Raw genomic sequence first — 15,832 nt, 5'->3', positions numbered from 1 at the left:
AGATCACCCGCGTGGGGGAGAGGCGTGCCCCGAACGGGGGAGGCGGGTGCGCCGGGCGCGGCCGCAGAATCTTGATCATGGTTGGACGGACGATGGTGCGCCGCTGGGCGGGTTTCGGCGCGGCGGGCACCCTGTCGTTGTATCTGCTGGTCAAGGTGCTGTGGGTGGCCATCGCGCTCGGTTCGGGGCGGTCCCTGATGGAGGGGACGAGCACCGGCGCGTGGGTCGCGCTGAACACGCTGACGGTCGGGATGGCGGCGGTCGGCATCGGGCTCGGACTCGCGCTGGCCTGCGAGTGGGGGATGCGGCTGCCCGCTGCGCCCGTGCTGCTGTTCGCGTGGCTCGCGGGTGGCCTGCTGATCGCGACCGTCCCGTTCAGCCTGCTCGGCTCACTGTTCAGCGGCGGGGGCGGCGACGGTGGCGCGTCGGACGATGGTGGAGGGTCGTCCTGGGAGCTCCGCCTCATCATGGTCGGATTCACCGGGATGGCCGTGGGCGTGGCGGTCGCCCTGCCGATCTACCTGCGGGAACGCTGGCCCGATGCGCTCACGGGCCGGGTCGGAGCACTGCGGGCCGCACGTGCGCCGTATGCCGTGATGGCGGCGACCGCGCTGATCGCCGCTCTCGACCTCTATTGGGCCGCGGGCGGCGGCCTGGGAACGAACCCGGACAACCGGGACGGACTGGAAGCCGCCGCCCGTTCACTCCTGATCGGGGACGCGTCCTGGGCCCTGGCCGGAGCCGCGAGCGCCTGGGCCCTCGCGGGTCACGGACGGCGACTGCCGCTGTGGCTGCCGGTGGCGGTGGCGTTCGTGGCGTCCGGTTCACTGGTGGGCTGGGGCCTGTGGAGGATGCCGTTCGCCGTCCTGCGTCCGGGCGACTTCGAGCCCTACCAGCTGCCCCTGGTCAGTGTGGCCGTGAACGTCCTCAGCGTGGCCGCCGGGGTGGCCCTGGCCGTCCACCTGGGCAGGGCCGTGCGCAGGCGAGCGGATCAGGGCCGCGCGGACGCGAAGTAGTGTCCTTCGTCCAGGTCCTCGATGAGGCCCGGGTGAACGGGCTCCCAGCCCAGCAGCGCGCGGGTCTTGGCACTGGAGGCCGGGGCGTTCATCGAGATGACATGGCTCAGGAAGCCGAAGTGCTCCTCGGCGTCCTCCAGGGGAACGGACACCGTGGGCACCGACAGGTGCCGTCCGATGACCTCGGCGATCCCACGGGTCGACACTCCCTCGTCGGCCATGCAGTTGAGCCGCGTCCCCGCCGGGGCGCCCTCCAGTGCGAGCCGGTACAGGCGTGCGGCGTCCAGCCGGTGGACGGCGGGCCAGACGTTCGTGCCGTCGCCCGGGTAGCCCGAGACGCCACGCTCCCGGGCGAGGCCGATCAGGACGGGGACGAACGCCTTGTCGCCCACGCCGTGCACGGTCGGCGGAAGCCGGACGACCGAGGCGCGCACCCCCTCGTCCGCGAGCGCGACCGTCGCCTCCTCGTTGAGGAACCGGGTGTATCCGAACGAACCTGGCATCGAGCGGCTGTCCTCGGTCGAGACCTCGCCCGGCTTGCCGGCGACCGCGACCGTGGCGAGCAGCGGACGTCCGGACCCGGCGAGCGCCGCCCCCATCGCCTCGATCGCCCGCCGGTCGATCGCGAGACTCTCCTCGAACCGGAAGAAGTCGTGAAAGGCCAGGTGAATGACACCGTCCGAGGCCTCCGCCCCCTCGCGCAAGCGGTTGACATCCTGCAGCGACCCCCGCAGCACCTCGGCCCCGGCGCCCCGCACCGCCTCGGCGGCCCTGTCCGAACGGGCCAGCCCGACGACCTGATGCCCAGCGCCCAGCAACTCCCGGACGACGGCGCCGCCGATGTAGCCAGACGCCCCAGTGACGAAAACACGCATGACCGAACTCCTGAAATTCGCGTCGATTCCGGCCGACTCCCGGCCGAACCCACCACACATCCGCCGTTACCCAGCGGCCACGGCGTGGGCGGGGCTCCCACGGTGGGGCCGGTGCGAGGTGCGCGTCCAATGACGCTTTCGCAAGGGGTGTTGCGGAACCGGCATCACCACAGGTGGAGGTCAGGGGACGGCCTACGCTGGGCGTATGGCCGACACGCAGCCTCCGGCGGACCTCGATCTCCGGCTGGTGCGGTGCTTCACCGTGCTCGCCGAACACCGCCACTTCGGCCGCGCGGCCGCCGCGCTGCATCTCACCCAGCCGTCTCTGAGCAGACAGATCCGCAGGCTGGAACGGGACCTGGGAGCGCGCCTGGTCGACCGCACCCCGAAAGGCAGCCACCTCACCGATGCGGGTGAGACGTTCCTGCCGCTCGCGAGGTCGCTGCTGCGCTCGTCGGCGCAGGCGGCCGCGCGGACGAGGGCCGCCGCCCGTCCGGACCGGATCGTCATCGGCTACATGTCGGGCGTGGTCATCACCCCGGCGGTCCGGGAGCTACGCCGCCTGCACCCGGACGCCGACGTGCGGACCGTCCACGTGTACCTCACCGAGTCGCTCGAGGCGCTCCGTGAACACCGGGTGGACGCCCTGGTCAGCCGCCTGCCCTTCCGCACCGAACGGCTGCGCGTGACCGTCCTGTACGACGAGCCGCGCGTGGTGGTCGTCCCACTGGAGCACCGGCTGGCCGGGAGGCGGTCGGTCACGCTCGACGACATCGCGGACGAGCCGCTGCCCAGGCTGCGCGGCGCCGACGCCGAGTGGGACGCCTTCTGGCGGCTGGACCCGCGTCCGGACGGCCGCCGCGCCCCCGACGGCCCCTTCATCGACCGCATCGAGGAGAAGTTCGAGCTGATCGCCTCGGGCGAGGCCATCGCCGTCGCCGCCGGAAACCACGGGAGCGGCCTCCGCCCGGACCTCACCGCCATCCCGCTGGAAGGCGTTGAGCCGAGCCAGGTCGTGCTGGCCACCCGCGCCGACGACAACAGCCGCCTGGTCGCCACCTTCCGCAAATGCGCCCAGACCCACATCAAGCCCTCAAACGCCGTGGCTAGTGACAAGCGAGCCCCCAAGTCCTGAGCCGCAACCTCAGAGCCGCAGCTTCAGAGCTGCAGCTTCAGAGCTGCAGCTTCAGAGCCGCAGCCTCCGAGCCGCTGGCTTGGGAAGCCACGAAGAGGCGAGCGCGAAGGTGCGCGAAATGCACCAGGTAGCCCCATCAACATCTCGCCAAGGGTGCGAATAGCATGGCCGCCGGAAATGGCGCCCGGCTGGTCGGGCCGGGTGCTGGATGGAGAGATGGGGCAGAACGAGTCGTGACCACCGCACTGATCATCGGGGACGTCCAGCAGGGCATCACCGGCAGCTACCCGTTCGCCAAGCAGGTCGTGCCGCCGCTCACCGAGTTGCTGCCGCGCGCCCGCGAGGCCGGTGTCCTCGTCGTGTTCGTGCACTTCGGCTTCCGGAGGAACGGGACGGACCTGCCGCCGGACAACGAGCTGTTCAGGTCGTTCTTCGAGGCCGGGGACGCCTTCCACGAGGGATCGCCCGGGACCGGGATCGATCTGCCGGTCGCCGACGAGGACGTCGTCGTGATGAAGCGCCGCGCCAGCGCGTTCGCGGGCACGGACCTCGACCTGGTCCTCCGTTCCCGCGGAGTCGACACCGTCGTGGTCGCCGGAGTCGCGACCAGCGCGATGGTGGCCGCGACGTGCTACGACGCGGCGGACCGCGGCTACCACGTCACCGTCCTGCGCGACGGCTGCGGCGACGGCGACCAGGCGGTCAACGACTTCTTCATGGACGCCGTGTTCCCCGGCCGGGGCTTCAAGGTCACGTCCTGCGCAGATTGGCCCGGAGGGTCCCGCTGATCGCCTGCCGCGAACGCGTGACGAACAACTCCACTGGCCCCGCCGTCCGCCACGGCGGGGCCAGTGCCGTTCGTCAGTGGGTCAAGGAGGTTCCCGCAGACGCGCCCCCATGCCTCCCCATCACCCTGTTCACCGACCGCGACTTCACCGGCGGGTCGACCCGAGGTCCGGAGGCCCGGGGGCCGTCTGGTTGTCCTTGTCGACCATGGCGATGAAGTCCGCCCTGGAGTTGTGGTGGGGGAACGGGGTGCCCGGGACGGCGACGTCCAGGAACTCGCACAGCGGCGCCCAGCCCTGGGCGACGTCGAACACGAGGAGCCGGTCGGGGGCGATCGCGCGCCGCACCTCCGCGTTGTGCCGGTCGAACACCTCGATCGCGTGGTCACGGTCGTCGAAGCGCCCGCCGAAGGTGCGTTCCCAGACCGACTCCTGAACCAGCGCGTCGAGGTCCTTGAACTCGTCCCGGCCGGGGACGTCCGTGGTCTGGACGGTGTGGATGGTCGCGCGGACGCTCGTGTACCAGGCGTCCGGGTCGCGGACGGTCAGCACCACCTTGCCGTCGCCGAAGTGGTCGGCGAGCTCGTCCCAGAAGCAGGTTCCGGGCCAGTCGACGCTGGAGCGGTATCCGGCGAAGACCTCGTCCCAGTCCATGGGGCTTCCCGCCAGCGCGCGTCGCCACAGCGCGATCCGCTCGTGGTCGCCCTTCAGCGACTGCATGTGCTCGCAGGGGCCGAAGCCCAGCTGTTCCAGGGCCACCTTCAGCGACAGGGTGCCCGTGCGGCCGAAACCGGCGCCGATCACGTCCAACATGGATCCACTCCTTCGTGGTGTTCGGGGCAGCGCGGCCCTCGGCTCAGGCGTTCGTGCTGAGCTGCGTCTCCAGCATCCGGGTCGTGATCCCCATGCCTCCGGACACGTCCAGCACCGCCCCGGTCGTGGTCAGGCCGTAGAGGCGGGAGGCGAGCAGCAGGAACGCTCCGCAGTAGTCCTGGGGACGCGGGACCCGGCCCATCGGGCTGTACTTGCGCAGGACCTCCTCCACCTGGACGGGATCCCAGGAGGCGTCGTGGAGGTTGAGCGCGCGAGGGCCCCTCAGGTCGGTCGGCATCCCGCCCGGCGCGATGCCGTTCACCCGGACGTCCGGCGCGAACTCCCAGGCCAGCTGGCGTACCAGGCCGACACCGGCGTGCTTCGAGGCCACGTACAGCGGCCCGCCGCTTCCGGGGAACAGGGCCGCGCCGGAGAGCGAGACGATGAACGAGCCGCGCGTGGCGCGCAGCGCGTCCACCGCCGCCTTCGCCCCGAACAGGGGAGCCTTGACGTTGAGGGCGAAGATCTCGTCGAAGGCGTCCGGCAGGTCGTCCTCGGGGAGGTCGTCCAGGATGGTCCGGAAATCCCAGATGCCCGCGTTGGCGATGAAGCAGTCGAGGCGTCCCCAGCCGTCCACCGCGGTGTCGACCGCTCTGCGGTTGTCGGTCAGGGTCGTCGCGTCGCCCTCGACGACGCGGACGAGGTCGGCGGTGAAGGCCTCGCGAAGCGCCGCGACCTTCTGCGGGGACCGTTCGAGCACGACCACCCGCGCGCCCTCGGCGAGGAAGGCGTCGACGAGGGCTCTGCCCAGGCCCGACCCTCCTCCCGTGATGACCGCGATCTGCCCGTCCACCCAGGCCGTCCGGCGCGCTCCCGCGCTCAAAACAGCACGCCCAGGTTCTTGGAGAGGACGACCGCCTGGTTCAGCATGATCCGGCGGTCGCAGATCCGAAGCCCCCGGTCCGTGCGCCGGAACCGGTCGAAGCGGCTCCCCGCGTACGCCTCGTCCTCGTCCTGGAGCCTGTTGCGGGACAGCAGGAACCGCGAGGACACGGTGAACTCCCCGGTCCGCGGGTCGGGTTCCCCGACCATCACGTTGGTGACCATGCGGACGGTCCGCGACGGCGGCTCCTCCGCCCACGCCGATCCTGTCCGCAGCTTCCGGACGCGTTCGAGAAGGAAGCGCTTGTCGTCGTCGAACAGCGCCAGGGCCAGCTCCTCGTCCAGCGTCTCGTCATCGCCCGCCTGGCCGTTGGACCGGACCGGCATGTAGTAGTGCAGGTCGTCGGTGAAAAGGTCGAGCCACGCGTCGTACTCGCGCCGTTCGAGCAGGTCGGCCTCGCGGTACAGGAACTGCTCGATCTCGTGCTGGACGAGCAGCCGGTCGAGCGCGGTCTCCGGATACAGCGCGGTCATGTCGTCCTCACCGGTGCGGGGACGGCGCCGTCATCGGCGCCTGAGGATTCGTCCCGCGTCTCGGCCGGATGCGGCACCGCCATCAACTCTGACCACCTCTCGTAGAACCCGCGCTGGTTGGCCTCGCTGAACAGGCCGTCGATGCTGCCGGGGAACTCGGGATAGGACGTCCGGGAAGGACGGCCGTATCCCATCCGGTAATGCAGAGGCAGCCCCCGGGTGATGAAACCGTCGCTGTCGGCGGTGCTGTAGTGCCACTGCTCGCTGTCGTCCTGCTCCCAGGTACCGGACGGCCCGAAGTGGCGCCCGTAGTCCAGGAGCAGCGCGCGCCGGACGAACGGGGGAGCCTCGGCGGGGACGATCGACCAGGAGTGGACCTCCAGCGCGTCCGGGCCCTTCGGGTGCCAGACCCGCAGGTTCGCCCGGATGGGCAGCATGGAGAGGTTGGGGAAGACGTTGCCGTGGATCAGGACGGCGTTCCTGGCGCGGGCCTTGCCGAGATGCCGTTCGGTCCGGTCCGCCAGCCCGGCCATCCACTCGCAGACCTCTTCGGAGAAGCCGGCGGTGTGCCAGTAGTCGAAGGCGTCGAAGCCGCCGAGGCCGTGCCCGCCACGCATCGCCACCTGGAAGCCGGTCGTGGGCACGTTCAGCCCGTCGTCCCTGAGGGACGCCTCGGCGATGATCGCCGACAGGTGGGTGGACAGGACGTGGTAGGAGTCGCCGGCGAACTGCTCGGCGGCCAGTTTCCAGTTGCCGCGCATCCGCCACCGGTGGACGCCGGGGGCGGCCACCGTCCCCTTGCCGTCCGGATCGAGAAGGACGTCGAGGTAGTAGGCCATGTCGCCGAGGTACTCCCGCAAGGGCGGGATCTCGGTGTCCCACGTCCCGAAGACCAGGCCCTTGTAGGTCTCCACCCGAGGGACGGCCGCCAGGCTCCAGGCGGAGCGGTCGAGCGGGGTCCCGTAGGCGGCCTTCTCCTCCGGCACCGCGATCAGCGATCCGTCGATACCGTAGGACCAGCCGTGGTACGGGCAGGTGAACGCCCTGGCGTTGCCGAAGTCGTGCCGGCAGACCCGCATGCCGCGGTGGCGGCAGGAGTTGACGAGCACCCGGTAGCCGCCGTCGCGCTGCCGGGTGACGATGACCGGGTCCGCGCCCATGAAGGTGCTGAAGAAGTCACCCGGGCGTTCGAACTGGCTCTCGTGCGCCAGGAAGAGCCAGCTCCGCGCGAACACGCGCCCGAGTTCCCGCCGGTAGAGCAGGGGGTCGGAGAAGACCGCCCGGTCGACGAGGGTCCGTTCCTCGTCGATGAAGGCGTCGCCGTGCCGCGGCGTCCTGCCGTCCCCGCCGGGCCACGGCCCCACGCCGCCTCCGCCGTGCGGTCCCACGCCGCCCTCGCTGTACGGCCTCACGCCGCCCTCGCCGTACGGCCCCAAGCCGCCTCCGTCGATCCGATCACCATGGTTGCCGGATGGCATCAGAGTGACCTCCTCCTCTCGCATTCGGCCGGTGACCAGGGGGTCGTGACATGGCCTCTGCTTTGCGTATACTACCGAGCGTAATGATTCCTGTGCGGTTCGTAGTCACTTGCTTGGGGGTCTGATGGCCGGGAGATCCCCGGACGTTCCGCGGCGAGAGCCGCCCGAGGCGGTGCGGGTCCTGCTCTCCCGGACCGCGGTCCGCCAGTACACCGACGAGCCCGTCGGCGACGACCTCGTGAAGCTGATGACCGAGGCGATGGTGGCCGCGCCGTCGGCCTCCAACCGGCAGGCATGGGGCTTCGTCGTCGTCCGCGATCCGCGCGCGCTCCGCATCGTCCGGGCGTTCGCGCCGGGCGTCCTCGAGCCTCCGCCGCTGATCGTCGTGGCGTGCTTCGACCGTTCCCGCGCGGTCCGGAGCACGGGCGAGGAGTTCGACGAGGGCATGCTGTGCGTCGCGATGGCCGTGGAGAACCTCCTGGTCGCGGCGCACGCCCTCGGCCTGGGCGGCTGTCCCGTCGCCAGCTTCCGCGAGAAGCCCCTCCGGCTGGTGCTGGGCCTGCCCGCGCACATCGAGCCGGTGCTGCTCGTCTCCGTCGGACGTCCCGTCCGGCTGAACCCGCACGCCCCCCGCCGTGATCCGAGTGAGGTGATCCACCATGAGTCCTGGAGCGGCCACGCCCCGCGAGCTAGGTGAAGAGCTTCTCCTGCTGGCCGCGTTCCTTCTGAGCAGCGGACGGGGCCTGTGCGAGGAACCGGCCGCCTACGGTCCACTCCGATGCGCCGACGCGGCCCGCCGGGCCCTCGGGCTCACGGAGCGGGCCGGAATCGAGCATGAGGAGATCCGCGCACTGCGCGCCGAACTGGACGGGCTGTTCTTCGCCCCCATGGGCGAGGGAAACCTCGAGGAACTCCTCGATCTTCTGTGCGAGAGAATGGGAGCACTGCTCCATGAGTCCGACCTCATCAAACCCTCCGGCGACTGACCCTTCCGGGCCGCCGATCGGCCTCGACTTCCGGGCGGTCACGGCCACCTGCCGGGAACTCTTCGAACGCGGCGACCACGCGCTCTTCGGGGTCAGCGCCGGAAACGGCTACTTCACCATCCCCCGCCTGACCGCCCTGCTGAGCTGGGCGTGCAAGCACTTCGCCAGCGTCGACGTCGTCTACGCCGACCTGTTCGTCGATGCCATGTACATCGCGGCGGGGGAAACGCAGGAAAAAGCCGCCGCACGTGCGAGAAAGAAGCTCAAGGACACCACGCGCCGCATCGAGCGGGCGATCGAGGAGGTCGGCGCGCCGGGGTCCCGGATCCGTGCCCGTGGCATTTCGGAATGCGCGCTCCTGCCCGGGTACCAGGCCGTCCAGCAGCGCATCCGGAAACTCTCGGCGGAGGACGAGAGGATCGACCGCGTCTGCGAGGACCACGTGCGCTACGTCCTGGGCGGGTGGACCGACGTCCGGCGTCCGCAGGAGGAGGCCGAGGTGATGGTCCAGGCGGGTCTCGACTACCTGCACGCCGAGCTGCCCTTCCTGGTCGACACGCCGAACGCCCTCGACGTCCCGACGTCCGTGTGCTGCTACCACAAGCTGCTGCCGGTGGTGCGCGGCCTATGGAACTCCGCCGTGTTCAACGCGCAGGCGCAGGGCCACATCGTGATCCGTGCGGACGGCGAGGGGTGACGCCTCGTCAGCCCGACGGGCCCGTCCGGACGCTCACCCGAGATCCCCGCCGGGACGGCGAAGGCGCCCGAGGACGTCGCGGTCGCCGGTCGCCCTGAGTCCGAGCCCGATGGACGTGCCGACGTCGACCTGTCCTGTGAGCAGGCCGAGGACGGCCCGGGGCGGCCCGTCGAGGGTCAGGTCCGGGTCGTCCGCGCGGCCGGCCCGGGCCCGGACCTCGCCGCCGCCGATCTCGACGACGGCCTCCTCCCCGCCGGTGAGCAACTGGACGGTCACCGGCGGGGAGTCGGGGGCGACGACGAACCAGCTGGACGCGTAGGCGAGCCAGGACGCCTGGAAGGCGTCGCCGGGCCGCTCGTCCGCCATGAGCCGCAGCCCCCACATCCCCAGCGCCTTCAACACCGGTTCCAGCGCCCGCCCGTCCTCGGTCAGGACGTAGAGAGGGGCCGCGACGGGCGGCGACCGCGTCCTGGACGTCGGCTCCGGGTTCAGTGGCCCAACCCGCCGGATCGCCCGCCGCACCGGGTATCACGTCGTCGGCATCGACCCAGCGCCCGCCTATGTCGACGAGGCCCGAACCCTCACCGCGAACGCCGGACTGAGCGGTCGCCGTGGTGGAAGTGGACGAGGCGGTGGAGAATCCGGCGGATTCGGCTTCACCAAACGGCCCCGCGAACGAGTTGGGCCCGCTCGCATCCGTTGTGCCTCGGCTGTTGTGTCACGCCCTGATCGCACCGATTTCAGCCGAGGTCGGCCGTAAGGTGGGGCGCGTGAGCGACGACGACACCCGATCCCTGCGCGTGATGGTGGTCGACGACCACCCGATGTGGCGCGACTCCGTGGCCCGTGACCTGGCCGAGGCCGGGCACGAGGTGGTCGCCACGGCCGGTGACGGCCGGACGGCGCTGCGCGTCGCGGCCGCCGCCCGTCCGGAGGTCGCCGTGGTCGACCTCCAGCTGCCCGACATCAGCGGCGTCGAGGTGACGCGCGGCCTGGTCGCCGCCGACCCGCCTGTCCGGGTGCTGGTGCTGTCGGCGAGCGGTGAGCAGCAGGACGTCCTGGAGGCGGTGAAGGCGGGCGCGACCGGCTACCTGCTGAAGTCCGCCGCCCGCGAGGAGTTCCTCTCCGCCGTCCGGACGGCCGGGAACGGCGACGCGGTGTTCACCCCGGGCCTGGCGGGCCTCGTCCTCGGCGAGTACCGGCGGCTGGCCGCCTCCCCGGCCCGTCCGGACGAGGACGACAGCACCCCGCGCCTCACCGAGCGCGAGACGGAGGTGTTGCGCCTGGTCGCCAAGGGCCTCACCTACAAGCAGATCGCCGAGCGGCTCGTCCTGTCCCACCGGACGGTCCAGAACCACGTCCAGAACACCCTCGGGAAGCTCCAGCTGCACAACCGGGTCGAACTCGTCCGCTACGCGATAGAGAAGGGTCTGGACCGCGAATCCTGACCCCTCCCGGTGGCGTTCCCAGGCACCCGTGCTCGAGCCCGCGGCGGGCGGTACGCCCTCTTTCGTCCCGAATGTCCCTCTGTGGGCTCCGGGATACCCGGACACGCTATGGTCTAGACCAATCGAAAGCCCCGGCCGCGGCCCGCCCGCACACTAGGCTGACGGCGTCGAGACCAGCGGAAAGTCCTGTCGGAAGGTGAGGGAATGCGCGTCGGAGTGCTGACCGGGGGCGGGGACTGCCCCGGCCTGAACGCCGTGATCCGCGCCGTGGTGCGCAAGGGCGTCAAGGAGTACGGCTACGAGTTCGTCGGCTTCCGTGCCGGCTGGCGCGGCCCGCTCGAAGGCGACACCATGGCCCTCGACGTCGAGGCGGTCCGCGGCATCCTGCCGCGCGGCGGCACGATCCTCGGCTCCTCCCGGACCAACCCGCTCAAGGTCGAGGGCGGGATCGAGCGGATCAAGGACAACCTGGCCGGGCTCGGCGTGGACGCGCTGATCGCGATCGGCGGCGAGGACACCCTCGGCGTCGCGAGCGCGCTGTACACCCACGGCGTGAACGTCGTCGGCGTCCCGAAGACGATCGACAACGACCTGAACGCCACCGACTACACCTTCGGCTTCGACACCGCGGTGAACATCGCGATGGAGGCCATCGACCGGCTGCACACCACCGCCGAGAGCCACCACCGCGCGCTGATCTGCGAGGTCATGGGACGGCACGCGGGCTGGATCGCGCTGCACGCCGGCATGGCCGCGGGCGCGAACGTGATCCTCATCCCGGAGAAGCCGTTCGACATCGACGAGGTCGTCTCCTGGGTCGAGTCCCGGTTCAAGACCCGGTACGCGCCGATCATCGTCGTCTCCGAGGGGGCCCACCCCAAGGAGGGCCAGATGGAGCTGCAGACCGGCGAGAAGGACGCCTTCGGGCACGTCCGGCTCGGCGGCATCGGCCAGGCCCTCGCCAGCGAGATCGAGAAGCGCACCGGCAAGGAGGCCCGCGCCACCGTGCTCGGCCACATCCAGCGCGGCGGCACCCCGACCGCGTTCGACCGGGTCCTGGCCACCCGGTTCGGCCTCCAGGCCATCGACGCCGTCCGGGACGGCGACTTCGGCAAGATGGTCGCCCTCCACGGCACCGACATCGTCCGGGTCGGCCTGGACGAGGCGACCGCGGAGCTGAAGACCGTCCCGCTGGAGCGGTACACCGAGGCCGAGGTCTTCTTCGGCTGATCTTCGGCCGATCAGGCCGACCGAGATCGTCTGACGGCGCCCCGGGCCTCTTCGGCCCGGGGCGCCGCCGCGTCCGCCCGGGGCGCCGGAGGGGCGCCCGGGAAGAGAATGAACGGTCGCGGCGTTGGCGTTCCTGGGCCACACTAGAAGCAGACCCCTTTTTCGCATGTCGTCCCAGGAGGAAGCCCCATGTCCACGCTCGAGGCGCCGTCCGTCGCCGTCCGGGAGCAGTCGCCGGTCGACGGTGAACCGTGCGCGCTGCTGAAGCTGGGCGAGGTCGTCCTCAAGGGCAAGAACCGGGAGCTGTTCGAGAAGCGGCTCGCCGACAACGTCCGGACGGCCGTCCGCCCGATCGCGAAGGTGGACGTGATCCGCCGCCACGGCGTGTTCATCGTCCGCACCAAGGACGCCCACGTCGAGCTGGTGGACCGCCTGGTCCAGCGGATCTCCGACGTCATGGGCATCGTCTGGGTGCACCGCGCCTGGCGGGTCGGCAAGGACGTCGAGAGCGTCGAGCGCGCCGCGCTGGAGCTGATGGCCGGGCGCGAGGGCAGCTTCGCGGTCCGGTCCAAGCGCCGCGACAAGCGCTTCCCGCTGACCTCCACCGAGCTGGACCGCCAGGTCGGCGGCAAGATCAACGACGTCTACGGCAACCCGGTCAAGCTGAAGAACCCCGACATCACGGTCTCGATCGAGATCGACCGGGACGAGGCGTTCGTGTTCTCCGGCGGCGTCCCCGGCGCGGGCGGCCTGCCGGTCGGGATGAGCGGCCGCGGCCTGGTGCTGATGTCCGGCGGCATCGACTCGCCCGTCGCCGCCTACCGGATGATGCGGCGCGGCCTGCGGGTCGACTACCTGCACTTCTCCGGCATGCCGTTCACCGGCCCGGAGTCGATCTACAAGGCGTACGCGCTGGTCCGCGAGCTGGACAAGTACCAGGGCGGGTCCCGGCTGTTCGTGGTGCCGTTCGGCAAGGCCCAGCAGCAGATCAAGTCGTCCGGCGCGGACCGCCTCGCCGTGATCGCCCAGCGCCGCCTGATGCTGCGCGCCGGCGAGATGCTCGCGCACAAGATGCGCGGCGCCGCGCTGATCACCGGGGACGCGCTGGGCCAGGTCTCCAGCCAGACCCTCGCCAACATCACCGCCCTGGACGACGCGGTCGAGATGCCGATCCTGCGCCCCCTGGTCGGCATGGACAAGACCGAGATCATGGACCAGGCCCGGAAGATCAGGACGCTGTCGATCTCCGAGCTCCCGGACGAGGACTGCTGCACGATGCTCGCGCCGCGCCGCGCCGAGACCCGCGCCAAGATCGAGGATCTCCGCCAGATCGAGAAGCGCCTCGACGTGGAGGAGCTCGCCGAGCAGCTCGTCGAGAGCATCCAGGAGCACCGCCCGGTCTACGGCGACTCCTGACCCCGGGAACGTCCCACGGCCCGTCCCCCCGCTCGGTCTTCGAGCAGGCGGACGGGCCGTGGCATGTGGGCTAGAGGGTGTCGAGATCGGTGGGACGGGGCGGCTCCGGCCCGTCCGGGCCCATGAGGGTGATCCGCTCGATCCGGACGATCCGGAACCGCCGTCCGGCGACCTCGATGCCGTTGCGGCGGGTGCCGTCGTCCAGCAGGTCGGCCGCGGCGGCGTAGGCCGCGCACTCCTCCTCGGCGGGGTTCTCGACGGCCGGGACCACGTGCCGGAAGTACAGGGCGAGCGAGTCGCGGGCGGCGCGCGGGCCGTCGTGCAGCCGCCCGGTCGGACGCCACGCCCCCGCGGACCGCTCGGCCACCGCGAACGACGGGTACATCGGCAGCGGTGTGAGGAACGCCTCGGACGCGGGCTCGGCCCCCGCGTGCGCCGCCGCGTCCAGCAGCTGGCAGAGCAGCTCGGACGCGGCCATGTCGGGCGGCAGCCGGCCGTCGTCCAGCAGCTCGTAGGGGCGCGGGGCGGTCCGCCGCGCGGACGGCCGGGGATCGAGGTCGCTCGGCCGCGGCGGTTCCGGCCCGTCCGGCCCGGAGCGGACGAGCTGCTCGATCCGGACGATCCGGAACGTCCGTCCGGCGGCCCGGACCTCGTCCCGCGCGCCGACCCGCAGCTCCCGCGCGGCGGCGAGCAGGTCGCGCGCGTCGGGGCCGTCCGCGAGCGCCGCGCGGTCCCCGAGGTGGTCGGCGAGCAGCTCGCGCGCCCCCTCGGGAACCGGATCACACGGCGTCACCACCTGCCAGCCGCGCTCCACCCGCTCGGCGGCGGTGAACAGGGCGCCCACCACCCGCAGCTCGGGATAGGCGGTGATGGCCCGGCAGGCGTCCGCCAGCATCACCGCGGCCACCGGATCGACGCGGTCGAGGTCCTCGGGGAACAACCGACCCCCGGCGTCCCCTTCGCCCGTAGTCATGCCGGTCATCATCCTTGAGGACACCGGCCGTGGCGAGTGGTTCAGACCATTTCATGCTGCGGGATGCCCCGAATAGTGGCCTCTGGGATACCGCGTCCCATGTGTCGCCCCACGTCAGCGCCCCTTTCGCCCGTCGATCCACCCGAACGGGACGACCAGGACGATCAGGCTCGCCGCCAGGAAGGCAAGTCCGGAGAAGGCGACCGGCCCGAGGTGCTCGCCGAGGACGGCGACCCCGAGGACCGACGCCACGGCCGGCTCGGCGAGCGTGAGCGTCGTCGCGGTCGTCGCCGGAGTGGTGCGCAGCCCGCGGGCGAACAGCAGGTAGGCCCCGCCCGTGGCGATCAGGCCCAGGTACAGCGCGACCGCCGGCCCGGTCCCGGTGACCAGCCAGCCGGGCGAGTCCAGCAGGAGCACGGGCAGCGACGCCAGCCCGGACAGGCCGAACAGCACCGCCACGACGCACCGGTCGCGCTCCCCGCGCGTGATCAGGACGGACGACAGCGTCGCGTAGGCCGCGTAGGCCAGCCCGGAGAGCAGCGCGAGGCCGATGCCGACCGGCTCGACGCCGGAGCCGCGTCCGCCCAGGACCAGGGCGGTGCAGCCCGCGACGGCCCCGGCGGTCGCCAGCAGCCAGCGGGCGTCCGGACGGGACCGCCCGGTGAGCACCCCGATCACGCCGGTGAACGCGGGGGAGCTGCCGATGGTGACGACGGTCGCGACGGCCACGCCGGTCCGTCCGGCGGCGACGAAGAACGCCGTCTGGTAGACGATCATCGCCGCCGCGCCGGCGCCCAGCATCGGCAGGGCGCGCGGCGCGCGGAGCAGGCGCAGCAGGTCGCCGCGCGCGGTGGCGAGGACGATCCCGGCGAGCATCAGCCCGCCGAGGACCATCCGCAGCGCGGCGACCGACACGCTGGGCGTCCCGTCCGGGGCGAAGGTGCGGACGGTTCCGGTGGTGCCCCAGAAGGAGGCGGCCAGCAGCACGTCGGCGGCCCCGCCCCTGCGGGGACGGGTCGAGGACGTGCGGGAAGAGCGCGTCAGAACAGGACGCAGGGACATGGAGAGAACGCTCCCGGTCTCGAAAACGGAGGATGGCATCCGTGTTCGGGGCGCGAGAGAACGCGGGCGGGCGCTGATCAGCGCCTGGCCCGGTCGACAGGTCTCAGGAGAGGTGCCGCGCCCCGGTCAGGAGCGTGGCGGTCCGCAGTTGGGGGTCCAGTACTCCACGCCCGCAGGATAGCGCGCCGCCCCGGACGGGATCATCCGCCGGACGGACGGCGCCCGGGCGTGGCCGGGCGACTCGGTGAGCGATGGATCGCGGCTGACAGGTGACGGTCGGCTGTTGGTTGTCGGCTGCTGGCGGTCAGGCGAGGACGGCGTCGGGCTCGGTCGTCAGGGTGCGGCCGACCATCGGCGGCAGCTCGCGGACGACCCGGGCCAGATCGCGCAGGTCGCCGTCCACGAGGGCCTGCGGGCCGTCGCAGAGGGCGGTCTCCGGGTGGGGGTGGACGTCGATGATGACGCCGTCGGCGCCGATGGCGATGGCGGCGCGGGTGAGGGG

At 71.7% G+C, this 15,832-nt stretch carries 18 protein-coding genes and 1 pseudogene; 10 read left to right on the top strand and 9 right to left on the bottom strand.

Annotated elements, in window-relative coordinates:
* Positions 1 to 77: 77 nt before the first annotated feature.
* Positions 78 to 1,016 carry a hypothetical protein gene (locus tag AB0L06_RS13920; protein WP_500231342.1) on the top strand — a complete coding sequence of 313 codons (939 nt, stop codon included), beginning with the start codon at positions 78 to 80 and terminating at the stop codon, positions 1,014 to 1,016.
* Here AB0L06_RS13920 and AB0L06_RS13915 read toward each other — a convergent pair.
* Entirely contained in the window at positions 992 to 1,891 is a 900-nt protein-coding gene (locus AB0L06_RS13915; protein WP_500231341.1) for an SDR family oxidoreductase, read from the bottom strand. The two genes, AB0L06_RS13920 and AB0L06_RS13915, sit on opposite strands and share 25 nt — an antisense overlap.
* A gap of 205 nt (positions 1,892 to 2,096) precedes the next feature.
* Here AB0L06_RS13915 and AB0L06_RS13910 point away from each other — a divergent pair, with 205 nt between their 5' ends.
* Positions 2,097 to 3,026 carry a LysR family transcriptional regulator gene (locus AB0L06_RS13910; RefSeq protein ID WP_500231340.1) on the top strand — a complete coding sequence of 310 codons (930 nt, stop codon included), beginning with the start codon at positions 2,097 to 2,099 and terminating at the stop codon, positions 3,024 to 3,026.
* Positions 3,027 to 3,259: 233 nt separating this feature from the next.
* Positions 3,260 to 3,814 (top strand): cysteine hydrolase family protein, encoded by a 555-nt coding sequence (locus AB0L06_RS13905; protein ID WP_500231339.1) that lies wholly within the window; start codon positions 3,260 to 3,262, stop codon positions 3,812 to 3,814.
* Between the two features lie 144 nt (positions 3,815 to 3,958).
* Here the strand turns inward: AB0L06_RS13905 and AB0L06_RS13900 are convergent, their stop codons facing one another.
* From AB0L06_RS13900 to AB0L06_RS13885, 4 genes are read right to left on the bottom strand one after another with little or no spacing between them, the layout of a single operon-like run.
* Positions 3,959 to 4,624, bottom strand: coding sequence for a sulfotransferase family protein (locus AB0L06_RS13900; protein WP_500231338.1), 666 nt, complete (start codon positions 4,622 to 4,624; stop codon positions 3,959 to 3,961).
* 43 nt (positions 4,625 to 4,667) lie between these two features.
* Positions 4,668 to 5,507: a 3-(cis-5,6-dihydroxycyclohexa-1,3-dien-1-yl)propanoate dehydrogenase gene (gene hcaB / locus AB0L06_RS13895; RefSeq protein ID WP_500231337.1), complete on the bottom strand. Its 840-nt coding sequence runs from the start codon at positions 5,505 to 5,507 to the stop codon at positions 4,668 to 4,670.
* Positions 5,504 to 6,040 (bottom strand): aromatic-ring-hydroxylating dioxygenase subunit beta, encoded by a 537-nt coding sequence (locus AB0L06_RS13890; protein WP_500231336.1) that lies wholly within the window; start codon positions 6,038 to 6,040, stop codon positions 5,504 to 5,506. The genes hcaB and AB0L06_RS13890 overlap by 4 nt, the downstream gene beginning before the upstream one ends.
* Positions 6,037 to 7,518, bottom strand: a complete 1,482-nt coding sequence (locus AB0L06_RS13885) for an aromatic ring-hydroxylating oxygenase subunit alpha (RefSeq protein ID WP_500231335.1) — start codon at positions 7,516 to 7,518, stop codon at positions 6,037 to 6,039. Before AB0L06_RS13885 ends, AB0L06_RS13890 begins: the two co-directional genes overlap by 4 nt.
* A gap of 124 nt (positions 7,519 to 7,642) precedes the next feature.
* Between AB0L06_RS13885 and AB0L06_RS13880 the strand changes: the two genes are divergently transcribed.
* The 3 genes from AB0L06_RS13880 to AB0L06_RS13870 are packed head-to-tail and all read left to right on the top strand — an operon-like array spanning position 7,643 to position 9,201.
* The gene (locus AB0L06_RS13880; protein ID WP_500231334.1) at positions 7,643 to 8,215 is read left to right on the top strand and encodes a nitroreductase family protein; all 573 of its coding nucleotides are present in this window, start codon (positions 7,643 to 7,645) and stop codon (positions 8,213 to 8,215) included.
* Positions 8,178 to 8,504, top strand: a complete 327-nt coding sequence (locus AB0L06_RS13875) for a DUF6092 family protein (protein ID WP_500231333.1) — start codon at positions 8,178 to 8,180, stop codon at positions 8,502 to 8,504. The genes AB0L06_RS13880 and AB0L06_RS13875 overlap by 38 nt, the downstream gene beginning before the upstream one ends.
* A complete protein-coding gene (locus AB0L06_RS13870) occupies positions 8,470 to 9,201 on the top strand; it encodes a tRNA-dependent cyclodipeptide synthase (RefSeq protein ID WP_500231332.1) in 732 nt (243 codons plus the stop codon). The genes AB0L06_RS13875 and AB0L06_RS13870 overlap by 35 nt, the downstream gene beginning before the upstream one ends.
* Positions 9,202 to 9,234: 33 nt before the next feature.
* On the opposite strand, the gene AB0L06_RS13865 is transcribed toward AB0L06_RS13870, so the two are convergent.
* Complete coding sequence (locus tag AB0L06_RS13865; RefSeq protein WP_500231331.1) at positions 9,235 to 9,723, bottom strand: hypothetical protein; 489 nt, start codon at positions 9,721 to 9,723, stop codon at positions 9,235 to 9,237.
* On the opposite strand from AB0L06_RS13865, the gene AB0L06_RS13860 reads away from it, so the two are divergent.
* From AB0L06_RS13860 to thiI, 4 genes are all read left to right on the top strand, one after another.
* Positions 9,671 to 9,961 carry a class I SAM-dependent methyltransferase gene (locus AB0L06_RS13860; RefSeq protein WP_500231762.1) on the top strand — a complete coding sequence of 97 codons (291 nt, stop codon included), beginning with the start codon at positions 9,671 to 9,673 and terminating at the stop codon, positions 9,959 to 9,961. The genes AB0L06_RS13865 and AB0L06_RS13860 overlap by 53 nt on opposite strands.
* Before the next feature lie 43 nt (positions 9,962 to 10,004).
* The gene (locus AB0L06_RS13855) at positions 10,005 to 10,649 is read left to right on the top strand and encodes a response regulator (RefSeq protein ID WP_500231761.1); all 645 of its coding nucleotides are present in this window, start codon (positions 10,005 to 10,007) and stop codon (positions 10,647 to 10,649) included.
* Positions 10,650 to 10,853: 204 nt separating this feature from the next.
* Positions 10,854 to 11,879, top strand: coding sequence for a 6-phosphofructokinase (locus AB0L06_RS13850; protein ID WP_500231330.1), 1,026 nt, complete (start codon positions 10,854 to 10,856; stop codon positions 11,877 to 11,879).
* A 189-nt stretch (positions 11,880 to 12,068) separates the two neighbouring features.
* Entirely contained in the window at positions 12,069 to 13,295 is a 1,227-nt protein-coding gene (gene thiI / locus AB0L06_RS13845) for a tRNA uracil 4-sulfurtransferase ThiI (protein ID WP_500231329.1), read from the top strand.
* Between the two features lie 70 nt (positions 13,296 to 13,365).
* On the opposite strand, the gene AB0L06_RS13840 is transcribed toward thiI, so the two are convergent.
* From AB0L06_RS13840 to AB0L06_RS13830, 3 genes and pseudogenes are all read right to left on the bottom strand, one after another.
* Entirely contained in the window at positions 13,366 to 14,268 is a 903-nt protein-coding gene (locus AB0L06_RS13840; RefSeq protein WP_500231328.1) for a DUF5954 family protein, read from the bottom strand.
* 114 nt (positions 14,269 to 14,382) lie between these two features.
* The gene (locus tag AB0L06_RS13835) at positions 14,383 to 15,330 is read right to left on the bottom strand and encodes a DMT family transporter (protein WP_500231327.1); all 948 of its coding nucleotides are present in this window, start codon (positions 15,328 to 15,330) and stop codon (positions 14,383 to 14,385) included.
* A gap of 304 nt (positions 15,331 to 15,634) precedes the next feature.
* Positions 15,635 to 15,832: pseudogene (locus tag AB0L06_RS13830) on the bottom strand (3-deoxy-7-phosphoheptulonate synthase); the annotation flags it as partial.

This window comes from Spirillospora sp. NPDC052269 (assembly GCF_040679435.1).
Lineage (GTDB): Bacteria > Actinomycetota > Actinomycetes > Streptosporangiales > Streptosporangiaceae > Spirillospora.
Note: the sequence above shows the minus strand (reverse complement) of the source record. Positions and strands in the feature narration are given on the sequence as shown.